14 protein-coding genes are annotated in these 17,263 nt (G+C 39.7%); 5 read left to right on the forward strand and 9 right to left on the reverse strand.

Annotated features, from left to right (window positions below):
* The first annotated feature begins 89 nt into the window (after positions 1-89).
* The 3 genes from AXE83_RS02750 (at position 90) to AXE83_RS02760 (ending at position 3,243) form a co-directional block, all read left to right on the forward strand.
* The gene (locus AXE83_RS02750; protein ID WP_060955337.1) at positions 90-764 is read left to right on the forward strand and encodes a YwaF family protein; all 675 of its coding nucleotides are present in this window, start codon (positions 90-92) and stop codon (positions 762-764) included.
* A gap of 34 nt (positions 765-798) precedes the next feature.
* Positions 799-1,491 (forward strand): YwaF family protein, encoded by a 693-nt coding sequence (locus tag AXE83_RS02755; RefSeq protein WP_060955338.1) that lies wholly within the window; start codon positions 799-801, stop codon positions 1,489-1,491.
* A gap of 207 nt (positions 1,492-1,698) precedes the next feature.
* Complete coding sequence (locus AXE83_RS02760; protein ID WP_060955339.1) at positions 1,699-3,243, forward strand: peptide chain release factor 3; 1,545 nt, start codon at positions 1,699-1,701, stop codon at positions 3,241-3,243.
* A 500-nt stretch (positions 3,244-3,743) separates the two neighbouring features.
* On the opposite strand, the gene AXE83_RS02765 is transcribed toward AXE83_RS02760, so the two are convergent.
* The 7 genes from AXE83_RS02765 to AXE83_RS02795 all read right to left on the reverse strand — a co-directional run bounded on the left by AXE83_RS02765 (position 3,744) and on the right by AXE83_RS02795 (position 11,949).
* Entirely contained in the window at positions 3,744-5,072 is a 1,329-nt protein-coding gene (locus AXE83_RS02765; protein ID WP_060955340.1) for a dipeptidase, read from the reverse strand.
* 18 nt (positions 5,073-5,090) lie between these two features.
* Entirely contained in the window at positions 5,091-6,599 is a 1,509-nt protein-coding gene (locus tag AXE83_RS02770) for a YfcC family protein (RefSeq protein ID WP_060955341.1), read from the reverse strand.
* Between the two features lie 90 nt (positions 6,600-6,689).
* Positions 6,690-7,640, reverse strand: a complete 951-nt coding sequence (gene arcC / locus AXE83_RS02775) for a carbamate kinase (protein WP_060955342.1) — start codon at positions 7,638-7,640, stop codon at positions 6,690-6,692.
* 257 nt (positions 7,641-7,897) lie between these two features.
* The gene (argF, locus tag AXE83_RS02780; protein WP_186822203.1) at positions 7,898-8,911 is read right to left on the reverse strand and encodes an ornithine carbamoyltransferase; all 1,014 of its coding nucleotides are present in this window, start codon (positions 8,909-8,911) and stop codon (positions 7,898-7,900) included.
* A 67-nt stretch (positions 8,912-8,978) separates the two neighbouring features.
* Positions 8,979-10,208 carry an arginine deiminase gene (gene arcA, locus AXE83_RS02785; protein ID WP_060955344.1) on the reverse strand — a complete coding sequence of 410 codons (1,230 nt, stop codon included), beginning with the start codon at positions 10,206-10,208 and terminating at the stop codon, positions 8,979-8,981.
* Between the two features lie 356 nt (positions 10,209-10,564).
* Complete coding sequence (locus tag AXE83_RS02790) at positions 10,565-11,257, reverse strand: CPBP family intramembrane glutamic endopeptidase (RefSeq protein ID WP_060955345.1); 693 nt, start codon at positions 11,255-11,257, stop codon at positions 10,565-10,567.
* 59 nt (positions 11,258-11,316) lie between these two features.
* Entirely contained in the window at positions 11,317-11,949 is a 633-nt protein-coding gene (locus tag AXE83_RS02795; RefSeq protein WP_060955346.1) for a hypothetical protein, read from the reverse strand.
* 286 nt (positions 11,950-12,235) lie between these two features.
* On the opposite strand from AXE83_RS02795, the gene AXE83_RS02805 reads away from it, so the two are divergent.
* Entirely contained in the window at positions 12,236-13,492 is a 1,257-nt protein-coding gene (locus tag AXE83_RS02805; RefSeq protein WP_037612702.1) for an ISL3 family transposase, read from the forward strand.
* Positions 13,493-13,533: 41 nt separating this feature from the next.
* Here AXE83_RS02805 and AXE83_RS02810 read toward each other — a convergent pair whose 3' ends face one another.
* Positions 13,534-14,973, reverse strand: coding sequence for a TrkH family potassium uptake protein (locus tag AXE83_RS02810; RefSeq protein WP_060955348.1), 1,440 nt, complete (start codon positions 14,971-14,973; stop codon positions 13,534-13,536).
* 3 nt (positions 14,974-14,976) lie between these two features.
* Positions 14,977-16,326 (reverse strand): Trk system potassium transporter TrkA, encoded by a 1,350-nt coding sequence (gene trkA, locus AXE83_RS02815; RefSeq protein ID WP_060955349.1) that lies wholly within the window; start codon positions 16,324-16,326, stop codon positions 14,977-14,979.
* Between the two features lie 393 nt (positions 16,327-16,719).
* Here trkA and AXE83_RS02820 point away from each other — a divergent pair, with 393 nt between their 5' ends.
* Entirely contained in the window at positions 16,720-17,223 is a 504-nt protein-coding gene (locus AXE83_RS02820) for a tRNA (cytidine(34)-2'-O)-methyltransferase (protein WP_060955350.1), read from the forward strand.
* Positions 17,224-17,263 lie beyond the last annotated feature (40 nt).

Raw genomic sequence — 17,263 nt, forward strand, 5'->3', positions numbered from 1 at the left:
GGTTGAAATTAGAGGAAAGACTAAGAGTCGTTTTAAGTTGGAAAACGAGTTGGATGATTGATCAAATGAAAACACATTAGGGGTGAAACATGACACTTTGGGATTTACTTTTTACCAGTAAAAAAACGGTGCCTCCAGACTTGGGGATATGGTACATTTTATTACCGACTTCTTTGCTAGTCATAGCTGCTCTATCAATTCGCTATGCCTCCTTTAAACCTTATCGAGATTTTTGGTATTGGGGTCAATTGATTCAATTACTGATTATCAACGCTTGGTATATTGCTGCACGCCTGCCCTTGTCTGAGGCTCTCCCTTTTTACCATAGTCGCATGGCTATGTGGATGATTCTTTTTGCCCCTAATAAGACCTTTTTCAAACAATATTTTGCCTTGGTTGGAGTATTTGGTTCTATTATGGCTTTAGTTTACCCTGTCTTTTATCCGTTTCCTTTCCCTCATGTTTCCTCGGTCAACAATGTTTTCGGACACTGGGCCCTCTTGGCTAACTGCTTGATTTATCTTATTAGATATTATAAAGTTGAAAAAGGGGATGCTTGGAAAATATGTCAGATGACCTTTGGTGTCAATGCTATTATCTTTCTAGCCAACCTCTTGACAGGAGGGAATTATGGCTTTATGAGTAATCCCCCTGTGATTGGGGATCATGGTAGTTTGCTTAACTATTTGATAGTGACTAGTTTGATGACAGGTATTCTCATCCTTATCAATCAACTCGTTAAATATAAACATAAGAATAGTTAATATACAACTGAAATCGTTACATTAAGGAGACTTTATGCATCATTTTATTACAAGAACCCAAACGACGCCACCGCCTATTCCGATTTTTTGGTACGGTGTCATGATAGGTCTTCTTGCCTTGTCTATTTATGCTTCTTTTACTTACTACAAAAATCCCAAATTTGTTCGATTATTTAAGTGGATTCAAATAGCGCAACTGCTAGCTCTTTACACTTGGTATATTGGTTTTAGCATTCCATTTTCGAACAGTCTGCCTCTTTACCATTGCCGCTTGGCCATGCTTGCAGTAGTTTTCTTGCCAGATAAATGGAAAACCAAGCAGTATTTTGCCCTTATGGGAGCTAGTGGGGCAGTATTTGCTTTGGGCTATCCGGTTTTTGATCCATATGATTTCCCACATATTACCAGTTTTTCATTCCTGATTGGGCATTATGCTCTCTTGGTTAATTCCTTGGTCTATCTCATGAACCACTACGATAAAAACCTACTTAAAAAGTATCGCATTATCGCCTACACTTTTGTCCTCAACCTTTTCCTAGTTGGAGTTAATCAAGTCACAGGTGGGAATTACGGGCTTTTGAATACCACACCTTTTATCCCAGATGCTCCTATATGGATAAAATATCTTCTGGTTTCAATCATTCTATCTGCAGCTCTAGTGCTCTTTGATATTTTGTTTAAAAAACGTTGGCAAAAGAAAATTGCTCTAGAAACGATTCATCTGTGAAGCGATATTAAGAGTGATAGATATAAATAATCAACAAATGAATCTGAAGAGCAGGTCTACTATCTTGACCTGCTTTTTCTTGTGTAAGCAATTGAAAAACTCCCTAAAATCCGATATAATGGAGTGTTGAAAGGAATGTTAGGGTCCGATGTAATAAAGAGTGATTATAAATTGAAATAATTAAAAAAGTAGAAAGAAAGAGAACTTATGAACATTCAAGAAGAAATTAAAAAACGCCGTACCTTTGCCATTATCTCCCACCCGGATGCTGGTAAAACGACGATTACAGAGCAGTTGCTCTACTTTGGGGGAGAGATTCGTGAGGCAGGTACTGTCAAAGGGAAGAAAACAGGTAACTTTGCCAAATCTGACTGGATGGATATCGAGAAACAACGTGGGATTTCGGTAACGTCATCTGTTATGCAATTTGACTACGATGGCAAACGCGTGAACATCCTAGATACTCCAGGGCACGAGGATTTCTCAGAAGATACCTATCGTACATTGATGGCGGTGGATGCGGCTGTCATGGTTGTGGACTCTGCCAAGGGTATCGAGGCCCAAACCAAAAAGTTATTTGAGGTTGTCAAACACCGTGGGATTCCAGTCTTTACCTTTATGAACAAGTTAGACCGTGACGGTCGTGAGCCACTGGATCTCTTGCAAGAATTGGAAGAAGTCTTGGGTATTGCAAGTTATCCAATGAACTGGCCAATCGGGATGGGGAAAGCCTTTGAAGGCTTGTATGACCTCTATAACCAACGCTTGGAACTTTACAAAGGGGATGAACGCTTTGCTAGTCTGGAAGATGGGGACAAGCTATTTGCCAGCAACCCTTTCTATGAGCAAGTGAAGGATGACATCGAGCTCTTGCAAGAAGCTGGGAATGAATTCTCAGAAGAAGCCATTCTTGCGGGTGAATTGACTCCGGTATTCTTTGGATCAGCCTTGACTAATTTTGGTGTGCAGACTTTCTTAGAAACCTTCCTCAAGTTTGCTCCAGAACCTCATGGACACAAGAAAACAGACGGAGAAATTGTTGATCCTTATAACAAAGACTTCTCAGGATTTGTCTTTAAAATTCAAGCCAACATGGATCCTCGTCACCGTGACCGTATCGCCTTTGTCCGTATCGTATCGGGTGAATTCGAGCGTGGTATGAGTGTTAATCTCCCTCGTACTGGTAAGGGAGCTAAGCTGTCAAATGTTACTCAGTTTATGGCAGAAAGTCGTGAGAATGTCACTAATGCCGTAGCTGGAGATATCATCGGGGTTTACGATACCGGTACTTATCAGGTTGGGGATACACTAACTGTTGGAAAAAATAAGTTTGAGTTTGAACCACTGCCAACCTTTACACCTGAGATTTTCATGAAAGTTTCTGCTAAGAACGTCATGAAACAAAAATCTTTCCACAAGGGAATTGAGCAATTGGTGCAAGAAGGAGCTATTCAGCTTTATACCAACTACCAAACAGGTGAATATATGTTGGGTGCCGTTGGTCAATTGCAGTTTGAAGTCTTCAAACACCGTATGGAAAATGAGTACAATGCAGAAGTGGTTATGAGCCCAATGGGTAAAAAGACGGTTCGCTGGATCAAACCTGAAGATCTGGATGAGCGTATGTCTTCAAGCCGAAACATCCTTGCCAAAGACCGCTTTGACCAGCCTGTATTCCTTTTTGAAAACGACTTTGCCCTCCGATGGTTTGCAGATAAGTATCCGGATGTAGAGTTAGAGGAAAAGATGTAGATCGCCAAAGTTACTTGATTGTGTAACAATCTTAGTAACTAACGCCAAGTTTCTATGGAACTTGGCTAGGCGCTCCACTAGTATAGTTTTACGAATATTATCGATTCGTAAAACTTTACGTCGTAACAGAAAGGAAGAGAACTAGCTAACTGTCTTACTAACTTCGTTTGGCAAATAGAATCGATTTGCCAAACTCCGTGTCGTAATCTAATAAACGGTAACCGCTATGGCAGTTCACCTAAACGCTTCACTAGGAAAAGCCCACGAATGGTATCGATTCGTGGACTTTTTCGTCGTAATAGTTAGAAAGTGGTCTAGCTGCCTGCCATTGGAATACTAATTGCGTTTTGTAGCGGAAAATGAGTACCTTAGTTGGTCCCATACCTCAAATCTATTGAAAAAAGCCAAGAAAAATATCTTCTTGGCTTTTCTTGTAGGCTGGTGTTAACAAAATTCCTAAAACTCCGCCCTGGTGAGGGACGGAGTTTAGGAGGTCTTTTTTAGGTCGCTAATCGGTAAACAGCTTCAGCATAGATATCCATAGCATGATAGAGATCATCTAGGATTGCATATTCATTTGCTTGGTGTTCCGTTTGCTCTCTTCCTGGGAAGAGGGCACCAAAAGCGACACAGTTTGGCATGGTACGTGCAAAGGTTGCACCGCCAGATGATAGAGCGGGACTATTGTCACCAGTTTTTTCTTCATAAACCTGCATGAGTGTTGTGACGAGCATACTATCTCTTGCCACGTAAAGTGGTGCTAGGTAGTCAAATTCTTGGTAGCTAAGTTGGTAAGATTTTGCACACTCTATCAGCTGATTGACAAGTTCATCCTTGTCAGTAAGGACTGGGATTCGGATATCAATTCGAATCTCAGAACTTTCGGGAGTAATGATTAAGGCGGCCACATTAAAGGATAAATGTCCAGAAGGCTGGTCACTGATATCACCAAAGATTCCTTTTCCTTGACCCTCTTGACCAACTTCTTTGGCAAGAAATGTAAGTGCAGGATGGGATTGAATGGAATCAAGGACGGTGGCTAGTCGAATGACTGCATTAATCCCTTGACTGGCATCCTTGGCATGCTTAGATAGTCCTAGAACAGTAAGGGACTGATCATTTTGTTGATAATCGTAGCCAGCAGCTATTAGAGCTTCTTGGAGTTGTTCCATAAGTGGTCCTAGATAAGTTGCCTTATCAGGTACGACATTAAAGGCTCCACCTATATCTAAGGCGAGTTGTTCTGATCCAGGTCCATGAAGTTTGACCTGAAGGAGCCCTTTTTCTGCATAGGTTAATGGGAATGATGAGTCAGGAGCAAATCCCATGCTGGCCTGTTCTTCAAGGGCATTATATCTTGCCATGCAACGCCAAAGAGTTTCCTCATCAGTACCAAATATGAAACGAACCCGTTTTTTGAATTGAATTCCTTGGTCAAGTAAGCTTTTGACTGCGTAAAGTGCTGCAAGAGAAGGTCCTTTATCATCCTGCGAGCCCCGACCATAAATCCGCCCATCTCTGATACTAGCTTCAAATGGAGGAGTTTCCCACTCTGTCAAATCGCCTGCAGGAACTACATCTAGGTGGCAGAGGATGGCAAGGAGATCCCCCTCACCAACTTCTGCATACCCATAATATCCTTGAGTATCAAGATAGGTTTTAAAACCAAGATCTTGACACAAGTCTAGCGTTTTTTTCAGGACATCTTGAATGGCTTGACCAAAGGGAGTGCCATTTTCACCTTCATTGAGAACAGAAGGATAAGAGATGATTGTTTTCAAACTTTGAAGAAAATCCTCTTTGATTGATTCTGTAATATAGGATTTCATCCGTATTTCCCCTTTTGACTATAAGAATGGCACTAGGGTACCCAAGATAAGAAGTAGAATACTTGCAATGACAATTGAGATGACAAGTTTTCCGACAAATTTCCACCAAGTTCCAAGGCTGACACGACCGAGAGCAAGAGCTCCCATGACAATACCTGAAGTAGGAGTCACTAGGTTAAGGACACCAGATGCAGATTGGTAGGCAGTAACAATCAGGCTGGCTTTGACATTGACAAATTCTCCAAGAGGAGCCATGATCCCCATGGTTGCACTAGCCAGACCAGATGAAGAAGGAATGAGGAAGGACATAGGTAGGTAGAAGATATAGGTTAATACGATGAAGATTTGAGGAGAGAGACCTTGAAGGCCAACTTCACCCCAATGTAGAATGGTTGCAGTAATCATACCATCGTTCATGATAACTTGGATACCACGAGCAACCGCACAAATCAAGGCTACTGAAAGCAAATCTGCAGCACCAGTTAAGAAGGTAGAGACGATTTTTCCTTCTTTAAGACCATAGACAACACCAATCAAGATCCCCATGACGGCAAAGAGCATAGCGCCTTCTGGGAAGTACCAGCTACCGAATGGTTGAGCAGATGAACCGATGATGCCTCCGATTACAGGAAAACCGATTAACCAATTTTTGAAGTCTTCAAAGATAGTAACATGCAAATCAACCCAAGGGATGAAACTTGCAATCATAATGATAAAGGTTACTACAAATAAAGCGAGAACATGTTTTTGTTTCTTGCTCAAGGTAGACGGTGTATCCTCATTGTCAGAAACATTGAAGTGTTTAATATCTTCTTCGCGTTGAGCGTAAACGAGTGATTTAGTCGGATCTTTCTGAATCTTTTCTGCATAACGATAGACGAAGTAGGTGCTGAGTCCAGTCATTACAAACCAGAAGATAACACGGAGAATAACACCATCCATGGATGAAATGCCTGCAGTATCAGAAGCAATAACAGTAGCAAATGGATTCAATGTAGATGCCAAACAACCAACTTGAGAACCTAGTAAGATGATGGCTACGGCAGTAATACTATCAAAACCAACTGCCATCATCACAGGAATAAGAAGGGGATAGAAGGCCATAGTTTCTTCTCCCATACCATAAGTAGTTCCTCCAAGTGCGAAGAGGGGCATGAGGATGAGAATCAACATTTTTTCGTGGCCCTTATATTTTTTAACGATGGAGGCAATTCCTACATCGAGTGTACCAGTAGCATTTACGACACCAAGGAAACCTCCGACCATAAGGATAAAGAAGGCAACGTCGATAGCAGCGCTGGTTGGTTTGTGACCGAGCATGGCACGAATTGGTGCCATGAGGACATCGTAAATCCCTTGAGGATTTGAGTCAACAGTTTGATAGGTACCTGCGATGAGGTTACCTGCTTCATTGGTATCATACTTACCTGCTGGAATGATCCAGGTTAAAACTGCCATGATGGTAATGATGATAATCAAAACAGTGTATGCTGAAGGCATTTGAAACCTTTTTTTATTTTCACTCATTTGTTTTTCCTCCTAAACTATGTCACACAGTATAAAAACGAATGATGTGGCAAGAGTGCTGACTAAACTTTCTTGAAAGGTATGACTAAACTATTCATCTTTCACGATGATTGTTCCACTTTCAGATTCAATCAAAGCTCCTAGATTGATAAGAGAAGTGATAACTGCTTTTCCTGCTGGACGATTAGTCACAAAATCAATGGCAGCTTGGATTTTTGGTAGCATACTACCAGGAGCAAATTGCCCCTCTTGAATGTATTTTTGAAGTTGACTTACAGTTACCCGTTCCAACTTTTCTTGATTTGGTTTGTTATAGTTGATATAGGCATAATCGACGCCAGTTAAAATGATGAAGAGATCTGCTTCGACTAGCTCTGCCAAGCATTGCGATGCAAAATCCTTATCGATGACAGCTTCTACTCCTGAGAAGTAACCGTTTTTATTTTTGGTGATAGGAATACCTCCACCGCCTGCTGCGATGACAATTTGTCCCTTGTCCAAGAGTGTGCGTATACTATCGATTTCTTTGATATAAACAGGTTTTGGAGAAGCCACTACCTTACGCCAACCACGACCTGCATCTTCTTTAAAGTTAGCCCCAGTTTTTTCGCTTTCTGCTTTAGCCTCTTCTTCTGAGTAGAATGGACCAATGGGTTTACTTGGATTGAGAAAGGCAGGATCATTCTTGTCCACGACAACTTGTGTGACAACAGAAACGACAGTTTTATCAAGATGAATATCCTGTAAAGCATTTTCCAGAGCATTCTGGAGCCAAAAACCGATGCTACCCTCTGTCATAGCAACAAGTGAATCGAGAGGAAAGGCAGGGTTTTTTTCGGAATTCGCTGCTAGGTGTTGGAGGAGGAGGTTACCGACTTGCGGTCCATTGCCATGGGTGATAATCAATTCATCGCCATTTTGGATGAGTTTCACCAGATGGCGTGCTGTTTCTGCCAGAGCGGCTTCTTGAGCTTGAGCAGATGGATCTGTGGAAAGAATGGCATTTCCTCCAAGAGCGACAACGATTTTACGATGAGACATGAGCGCTCCTTTCTTTTGGATGAACAAAAGCCAATTTTGGTTAAAAGCTTGGATTTGGAAATTGAGAAGAAAGACTTTTGACAGACGAGTTGAGTTGAAATTGCGAATAACTGGAAGACAGTTAATTGTTATTGTTATGAGGTTTTTGCTTGAATGGTGACTATCAGCAAACTCCAACTCAGAGCTCGTTACTACTACAAAAAGGGACCGGACTAAAACACTAGTCTCAGTCCCTAAGCTGTTTCTTATAGTTTGTATCACACTTTAGGAATGTAGAGATTTCCTAGTGTAGCAGCCATAACGGCTTTAATGGTGTGCATACGATTTTCTGCTTGATCAAACTGACGAGCATATTTGCTATGGAAGACCTCATCAGTTACTTCCATTTCTTTAACGCCAAATTTCTCAGCTACTTGTCTGCCATAGATTGTGTTTGTATCATGAAAGGCTGGTAAGCAGTGGAGGAAGATTAAGTTTTCATTGCCTGCTTTCTTAACAAGATCCATATTGACTTGGTAAGGTTTTAGCAAAGCGACGCGTTCTGCAAACTTATCTTCTTCGCCCATAGATACCCAAACATCAGTGTAAAGGACATCAGCCCCTTTTACAGCTTCGTCAGCATCTTCTGTGATGAGAATGTGAGCCCCACTTTCTTTGGCATATCCCTCAGCCAGAGCAACAACTGCTTGATCTGGGAAAAGTTCTTTTGGTGAAAAGACATGAACGTTCACCCCAAGGATGGCTCCTGTTACTAGAAGGCTATTGGCAACATTATTACGGCCGTCACCACAGTAAACCAAAGTCAAACCTTCAAGATGTCCGAAATTTTCTAGTACTGTCAAATAGTCTGCAAGCATTTGAGTTGGGTGCCATTTATCCGTCAAGCCATTCCAAACAGGAACACCAGAGAATTTAGCTAATTCCTCAACCATATCTTGACTAAAACCACGGAATTCAATACCATCAAACATACGTCCCAAAACTTTTGCGGTATCTTCAGTAGTTTCTTTTTTACCTAGTTGAATATCGTTGGCCCCTAGGTATTCTGGATGTGCACCAAGATCAATTGCTGCAGTAGTGAAGGCTGCGCGTGTACGTGTAGAAGTTTTTTCAAATAAAAGAGCAATATTTTTACCAGCTAGATAGCGGTGTTCGATGTTTCGTTTTTTAAGATCCTTCAAGTGAGCTGAAAGTCCAATCAAATATTCGAGCTCTGCACGGGTAAAATCTTTTTCAGCTAGAAAACTTCTTCCTTGAAATACTGAATGTATCATTCTATATATCCTTTTCTAACAAGCATGATTCTGCTAGCAGATGCTAGGCAGAAATAGGAAGAATCTAAATGTCTTCGCGTTCAAACGGCATTGACATGCAACGAGGTCCACCACGTCCACGTACCAATTCCCGTCCGCGAATCTTAATGAGACGAAGTCCATATTCTTCAAGTTTCTTATTTGTCACAGTGTTGCGTTCATAAACGACTACGACACCTGGTGCAATAGCGAGTGTGTTAGAGCCATCATTCCATTGTTCACGAGCAGCTGCAACGATATTCCCATCACCACAAGGAATGAGTGTAACTTTTTCTAAACCAAGGTTTTGAGCAAGGAGTTCTGCCAAATCTCCTTTTTCTTCAACAATCTTGAGTTCTTCATTTTCGTAAGTAACGGAATAAACACGAAGGTTGCCTTGGATTTCAGGGTGGATTGTAAATTTGTCATAGTCTACCATGGTGAAGACGGTATCCAAGTGCATGAACTTACGGCTGTTTGAAAATTCAAAAGCCAAAACTTTCTTGAAGCCAACATTTTTTTTGAAGATATTAACCAAGAGTTTTTCGATAGAAGCGGCATCGGTCCGTTGAGAAATCCCAACTGCTAGGACATCTCTTGAAAGAACAAGTTCATCTCCACCTTCGATACGAGTGGTTTCTTCACGATTATAGATGAGCTCTACCTTACCACCATAGATTGGGTGATGCTTGAAGATGTACTTACCATAAAGTGTTTCGCGATTGCGTGTATCGGCGTACATGTGATTGAGTGATACTGCATTCCCGATAGTCGCAAATGGGTCGCGAGTGAAGTAAAGATTTGGCATTGGATCGATGGCAAACGGATAGTTAGATTCAACCAAGTCAGTTAATCCTTTGCCTTCTTCAGGGATGTCAGGTAATTCAACTTTTTGAACACCTGACATTGTTTTCTTAATCAGTTCAAGGTTGTCGTCAATATCATGAAGCAGTTTTCGGATGGCATTTTTAGTTTGTCGACCACGAATATTTGCTTCGTTGAGGTATTCTTCGATGAACTGGTCACGTATTTCAGGAGAAGTTAATGATTCAGCAGCCAATTGTTCAAGATAGAGCACTTCGATTCCTTCGTCACGGAGTGCCTGAGCAAAGGCGTCGTGTTCACTTTGGGCATCTGCTAAGAATGGGATGTCATCAAAGAGCAACCTCTCAAGGTGATCTGGCATCAAGTTTTCTAATTCTTGACCCGGACGGTGCAACATAACTTTTTTCAGTTTTCCAATTTCTGAGAAAACATGAATTGGATGTGAAGACATGTGAATCCTCCTTTTTTCTCGTGTGTACCAAATTATATTGGTATCGCTTACAAATTAATAGTATCACAAATTAATATGCATTACAAGAGATATGATAAGGCCTAAAAGGCTTAAAAATGCCTATTTTAAAGGATTTCTTACATTTTTTTATAAGAATATTCACAAATATACATGTTGAATTAACTTATTTTTATATTCTATAAAATTTATGCATAAAAATATTTTTAAAATATTTAAAAAAATTTTTTTAAGATGGTAGAAAAAATGAATTTTTCCGAGATAAAGTGCTGCTTGAAACAAAAAAATCCCTTAGACCAGGACGATTGATCTAGCCTAAAGGAATGAATAGTTGGGTATTAGATACCGAAATTTTTCATAAAAATTGTGAAGAGTGCCAGTAAGATGAAGCTGATACTATTAAGTAGCATATGGACCGAGATAGACATTTCCAAACGTCTGGTACGATAAGCAGTCCAAGTGAGGACGGCTGACATCCAACCATAAATCAAGAAGGAAGGGAGATTAGAAGGCATATGTGCAAGGAGGAAGATTAGCCAACCAATGACATAGCCAAACTTTTCGTAGCCTTGGAAGAGTTTGGTAGGAATAATCCCGCGACAAATGATTTCTTCACAAATAGGTGCGATTAAAACGATGAGGAAGAAACTGCTAATCAGAGAGCTTTCAGAAACAAGGTTGTTAATTACTTGTTGATTAGCAGTTGTTGTTTGTTTCACGAGTTGTAACCAGATTCCACCCACAAGATTTCCAACATAAATAGCTAGATAGCTTAAGACAATGCGAGGAAGATCGTTAATGGTGAGAAGTTTAGATTTTAAATCCAGCAACTTGCTCTTATGGGCTCCGTATAAAAAGATAGCAAGTACAAGAATCGAAATAAGGGACACAAGAATTGTTGACCAGATTGGATTAAACTGAATTTTAGTTAGTATAGCTAGAGTTAGCATAGGAGTCTGAGATAGAAAGATAGCTACTAACAAAATCCCAAACCAAGCGAGTCGTTTACGAAAATCTTTAAAAAAGTTCATTGATGTATCTCCTAAAATTTTTTTTAATTATAACATAATTATTGCAAGGATTCTATTTGTTACCATAAGAGGAAGGTACAGACGACAAATAGAATATCCCGAATCAAATGACTGTAGAATGACACCTCTTCTCTTAAGTTTTTTGGGAATAAAAAACTGAGAAATAAAGCGCCAAGGCCAATATAAAAAGCGATGGATAAAATGGTGATTGGATTACGTAGGAAGATTAAAATGGAAATAATGATGATGGAAAATCTCACTTCCTTGCTACTGGAATTTTTTTGCAACCTTTTCCATTTTTTCAAGGGGAGAAAGGTAATAAGATCAACTCCAAAGAGAAAAAAGAAGGAGGGGAGGATGAGTTCTACAGCTTTTTTTTGAAGTAAGTTGACAGTAACGATAGTATCTGATAGAACCAGTCCAACCCCGCAGAGGTTGACCACAATCATCATACTATAAAATAAAAAGATAAAGCGACTCCTATCAATCAGTCTATCTCTTTTCAGGTTGTGACTAGATAAATAATGCATAAAGGCACAAGACCCAGATAAGCCCAATAAAGCCAGTAGAAAATAAAAACAGGATTGTTTGAGGGCTAGAGAGGTTCCAGACCAAAAGATACAACTACAAAATGCCAGTTGGATTAAGGCAAAGAACAAGAGTAGTCGAATTGATTTTATGACTTTTTCCATAAAGTATCCCCTATATTTTTTTCTTATTATAGCTAAAAGATAGGAGAGAAAAATCCTTAAATTCCCAATTGTCGATTTTTAGAGCTGTCTTGTCTTTTGAAACTAAAAAATCCCCCTTCAAGGGTTCCTTGAAGAGGAGAGATAGGGTGTAAAGTTGATTGTTCGGCTCTATAATATTTGTAGTGGGTAAATCCCCTATAGATATTATGGAGCCTATTTTGTGTAGAAAAAAAGTCCCATAAGATCTATAATGAAAAGCGACTAAACCATCATTAGAAAGAATCATATGGAACAATTACATTTTATCACAAAACTACTCGATATTAAAGACCCTAATATCCAGATTCTAGATGTTATCAATAGGGATACACACAAGGAAATCATCGCTAAACTGGACTATGACGCCCCATCTTGCCTTGAGTGCGGAGGTCAAATGAAGAAATATGATTTTCAAAAACCGTCGAAAATTCCTTACCTCGAGACGACTGGTATGCCTACCAGAATTCTTCTTAAAAAGCGTCGTTTTAAGTGCTATCATTGCTCGAAAATGATAGTCGCTGAAACTTCTATCGTTAAGAAGAATCATCAAATTCCTCATATTATCAACCAAAAGATTGCTCAAAAGTTGATTGAAAAGACTTCTATGACTGATATTGCACATCAGCTATCCATTTCAACTTCAACTGTCATTCGTAAGCTCAATGACTTTCACTTTAAGCATGATTTTTCTCGTCTTCCAGAGATTATGTCTTGGGACGAGTATGCCTTTACCAAGGGAAAGATGAGTTTTATCGCACAAGATTTTGATCAGCTCAATATCATTACTGTTCTTGAGGGAAGAACACAAGCTATCATCCGCAATCACTTTCTGCGCTACGATAGAGCGGTCCGATGTCGAGTGAAAATCATTACTATGGATATGTTTAATCCTTACTATAACTTGGCTAAACAGCTTTTTCCTAATGCAAAAATTGTACTTGATCGTTTCCACATTGTTCAGCACTTAAGCCGAGCTATAAGTCGAGTTCGTGTTCAAATTATGAACCAATTCGATAGAAAATCCCATCAATACAAGGCTATCAAGCGCTACTGGAAGCTCATCCAACAAGATAGCCGTAAATTGAGTGATAAGCGATTTTATCGCCCTACTTTTCGTATGCACTTGACGAATAAAGAGATTCTAGACAAGCTTTTAAGCTATTCCGAAGACTTGAAACACCACTATGATCTCTATCAACTATTGCTTTTTCACTTTCAGAATAAAGAGCCTAAGAAATTTTTCGGACTTATTGAAGACAATCTAAAAAAGGTTCATCCTCTTTTTCAGACTGTCTTTAAGACATTTCTAAAGGACAAGGAGAAAATCGTCAACGCCCTTCAATTACCTTATTCCAACGCTAAATTGGAAGCGACTAATAATCTCATTAAACTCATCAAACGAAATGCTTTTGGTTTTAGGAACTTTGACAACTTTAAGAAACGAATTTTCATCGCTCTGAATATAAAAATGGAGAGGACAACGATTGTCCTCTCCAGATGTTAGCTTTTATTCAACCCACTACAGTTGACAAAGAGCCGATTGTTCTAACGTTTAGACCAAGTTCGCTTCATAAAGAGCAGTATGATTGGATAGATTTCAAGACGTCCTGCAATCATTGCAAAGGATAGTAGAAGTTTTGAAAATGGACTAAAAATTGAGAAACTTGCAGTTGTTCCTAAAATAGGACCGATATTGTTAAAACAACTGAAAACAGCACTCGTGACAACCATTAAATTATTGGTATCTAAACTGACGATGAAAATCAAACTGAGTAGAATCATGATATAAACCACAAAATACTTCAGGATCTTGTGCTGGGTATCCTTATCAATAACCGTTTGATTAACCTGAAGGGTTAACACACGGTGAGGTGATATGGTAGACAAGACTTGATTTTTAGCAATTTTAGACAGGATGACTCCACGGATGATCTTGAGACCACCAGCGGTAGAACCAGCAGAACCACCGATTGCCATCAGCATTAGCAAGATGTATTGAGAGAACAAAGGCCAGTTCGTGATATCTCCATATCCAAAACCGGTAGTGGTAATGATGTTAGATACTTGGAAGAAGGCCATCTCAAAACTTTGAGAAACTCCGCTATAGAGGTGAAGCGTGTTGAGTGTGATTAGACCAGTAGATATGGCTACAATCAAGAGATATGCTCGGAGTTCTTCATCAAAAAAGAATTCCTTGATACGACGGAGCATGAGGTAGTAGTAGAGATTGAAATTGACACCAAACATCAAAACCCCGACACTTGTCAGATAGGTGATGAGAGAACTGTGATAGTGGGCAATTCCGTCATTATAAACAGTAAATCCACCAGTACCAGCAGTACCCATAGCGATAACAAAACTATCGTAGAGTGGCATACCAGCAAGGTAATAAATAACCACAAAGAGGGCAAACATAGCCAGGTAGAGGATGTAAAGGATTTGGGCTGTATTTTTTAGCTTAGATACAACCTTGCCAAATACTGGTCCTGGGACCTCAGCCTTCATAACTTCTAGGTGACTATTTTTAGCATTGTCCATAATAGCTAGGGCAAAAACCAGTACCCCCATTCCTCCGATGAGGTGGGTAAAACTCCTCCAAAATAGAAGAGAACGACTTAAGACAGAAACATCATTTAAAATGGTTGCTCCCGTTGTTGTGAAGCCAGAACTAATCTCAAAGAAGGCGTCTATCATATTGGGAATTTGCCCTGAAAAGACAAAGGGAAGGGCACCAAAGAATGACCAGAGGATCCAACAGAGGGCTACAATTAAGACCCCTTCTTTTGCATAGATTCGCTGTTTTTTAGGCTTGCTGATGATTCCAAGAAGACCTAGAACAACAAGGATCCCGATGGTAGAGAAAAGAGCTGTAAAAACTTGACTCGATTCTCGATAATAAAGAGCAATGCTAACTGGAACTAAAAGTAGACCAGCCTCGATCAAGAGTAGCTTTGCAAGAAGAAATCGTACCATACTTCTATTCATAGCTTACCTCTCTAACAGATCATAAATCTTGGTGATATTTGATAGTAGTGTGATGACAACTAACTTATCACCGACTTGAAGGCTATCTTCACCTGTTGGGAAGATTGTTTTCCCATTACGAATAATAGCAGCGATCAACAAATCTTTTTTGAATTTAAGTTGAGACAAGGGTTTGCCAGTCATTTTGTTAGCTTCCTTGATAAGGAATTGAAGAGTCTCAACCTGTCCATTTGCTAGGTGGTGCATCGCTTGAAGATCTGAATATTGGGCATTGGCACGACCATGGATAAAGTGCATGATAGTATCTACAGCAATGGTTTTCGGTGTGATGATACTAGAAAACTCAGGTGCATGGATAATCTCTAAGAGACTAGTTCGATTGACCTTAGTGATGTTTTTCTGAACACCAACACTATCCAAGAACATAGATGTAATAATGTTTTCTTCGTCAACTCCAGTAAGGGTTGCGACAGCATCGTAGTGTTGGGCACTTTCTTCTAGGAGAATATCTTTTGCAGTTCCATCTCCTTGTACAATATAGAGTTTTGGATATTTTTGACTGAAAAATGCTGCGCGATCTGGATTGAGCTCAATGACCTTGGTATCAATACGGCTATCTTTTAAAATACCAACGAGGTAGTAGGCGATTTTCCCAGCTCCGATAATGAGTAAACTTTTAACGACACGAGATTTGACATAGTTATGAAAAAGCATCATGTCTACACGATTGCCAGTAACAAAAATCCGATCCTTGTCTTGGAGGACCATGTCTCCACTTGGAATCATGAGCTTATGATCTCGCTCAATAGCACAGACGATTACATTACCAAACTTTTTCCGGAAGTCTGCGATAGACATCTGACAGATGTTGCTATCCTTACGGACAACAAATTCCATCAAACTAACCAAACCACCTGCAAAACGCTCAACAGAAAGAGCATTTGGGAAATCGATGATATTAGCAATGGCACGAGCTGCAAGGAGTTCAGGATTGACAATGAGAGAGAATCCGAGAATATTTTTTTCTTTGAAATAGGGGTTGGAATACTCAGGATTGCGGACACGGACGATGGTTTCTTTAGCCCCCATCTTTTTAGCTAAGACAGCAGAGACCATATTGACTTCGTCATATTGAGTCATAGCAATGAAAATATCGCAGTCTTGAACATTGGCAGCTTCTAGCATGGCAAAGTCAGCCCCATTACCTGCAATTCCAATAATATCAAAACGGCTTGTCATGTAGTTAAGAACTGTTTCGTTCTGTTCAATTAAGACAACATCATGATTGTCAGCGACAAGTGAACGACAAAGGGCAGAACCAACTTTCCCCCCTCCGACAAGAATAATCTTCATGTTATATAACCTACTTTTTCAATATGTATCTATCATACTCTTTTTTAGAATAAAATGCACTCGGCAACCGACTCTTTTCATTATTAGGGTGGAAAATTGTCTCATTAATAATCTTACTTGTTCAAAATTTAAGATATAAATCAGCTATTTTCGTCTAATTCTAATGAATATAGAAGCATTTTTAACTAATGTAAATATGTTTGTAAAAAAATTGAAAAAATCAAGTCATTTCTATTGACAATCAAGCTGAAAGTGATATACTAAAACAGTAGTTTCGCTGATTTACTTCAAACCTGTTGTGAGGTAAGTTAACGACGCCTTAACCACGCTGTTTGCTGAGCTTGACTCCGGGCAGTGTGGCTATTTTTTTGCACTAGTGAGAGGAAACAAGGCATGACAAATCATATTGTATTATTTGAACCCCAGATTCCACAAAATACGGGTAATATTGCTCGTACTTGCGCAGCAACGAATGCGCCCCTTCATATTATCAAACCGATGGGTTTTCCTATTGATGATCGTAAGATGAAGCGGGCAGGTCTAGATTATTGGGACAAGCTTGAGATTCATTTTTATGATAGCTTGGCTGGTTTTATGGGAAAAATGGATGGTCAGCTCTACCTGATTTCCAAGTTTGCAGAAAAAGTCTATTCAGATGCAGATTTCACGACAGAAGGAGATCACTATTTTCTCTTTGGACGTGAAGATAAGGGCTTGCCTGAGGAATTTATGCGTGAGCATCCAGAAAAGGCTCTCAGAATTCCGATGAATGATGAACATGTTCGTAGCCTGAATGTATCTAATACAGTATGTATGATTGTCTATGAGGCTCTCCGACAACAAAACTTTGTGGGCCTCGAACTGGTTCATACTTATGAAACAGATAAATTGAAATAAACACTTAGATAAAATGCTTGCGCTTGCAAGCTTTTCTTGT

It is taken from the genome of Streptococcus sp. oral taxon 431, from assembly GCF_001553685.1.
Classification (GTDB): Bacteria; Bacillota; Bacilli; order Lactobacillales; family Streptococcaceae; genus Streptococcus.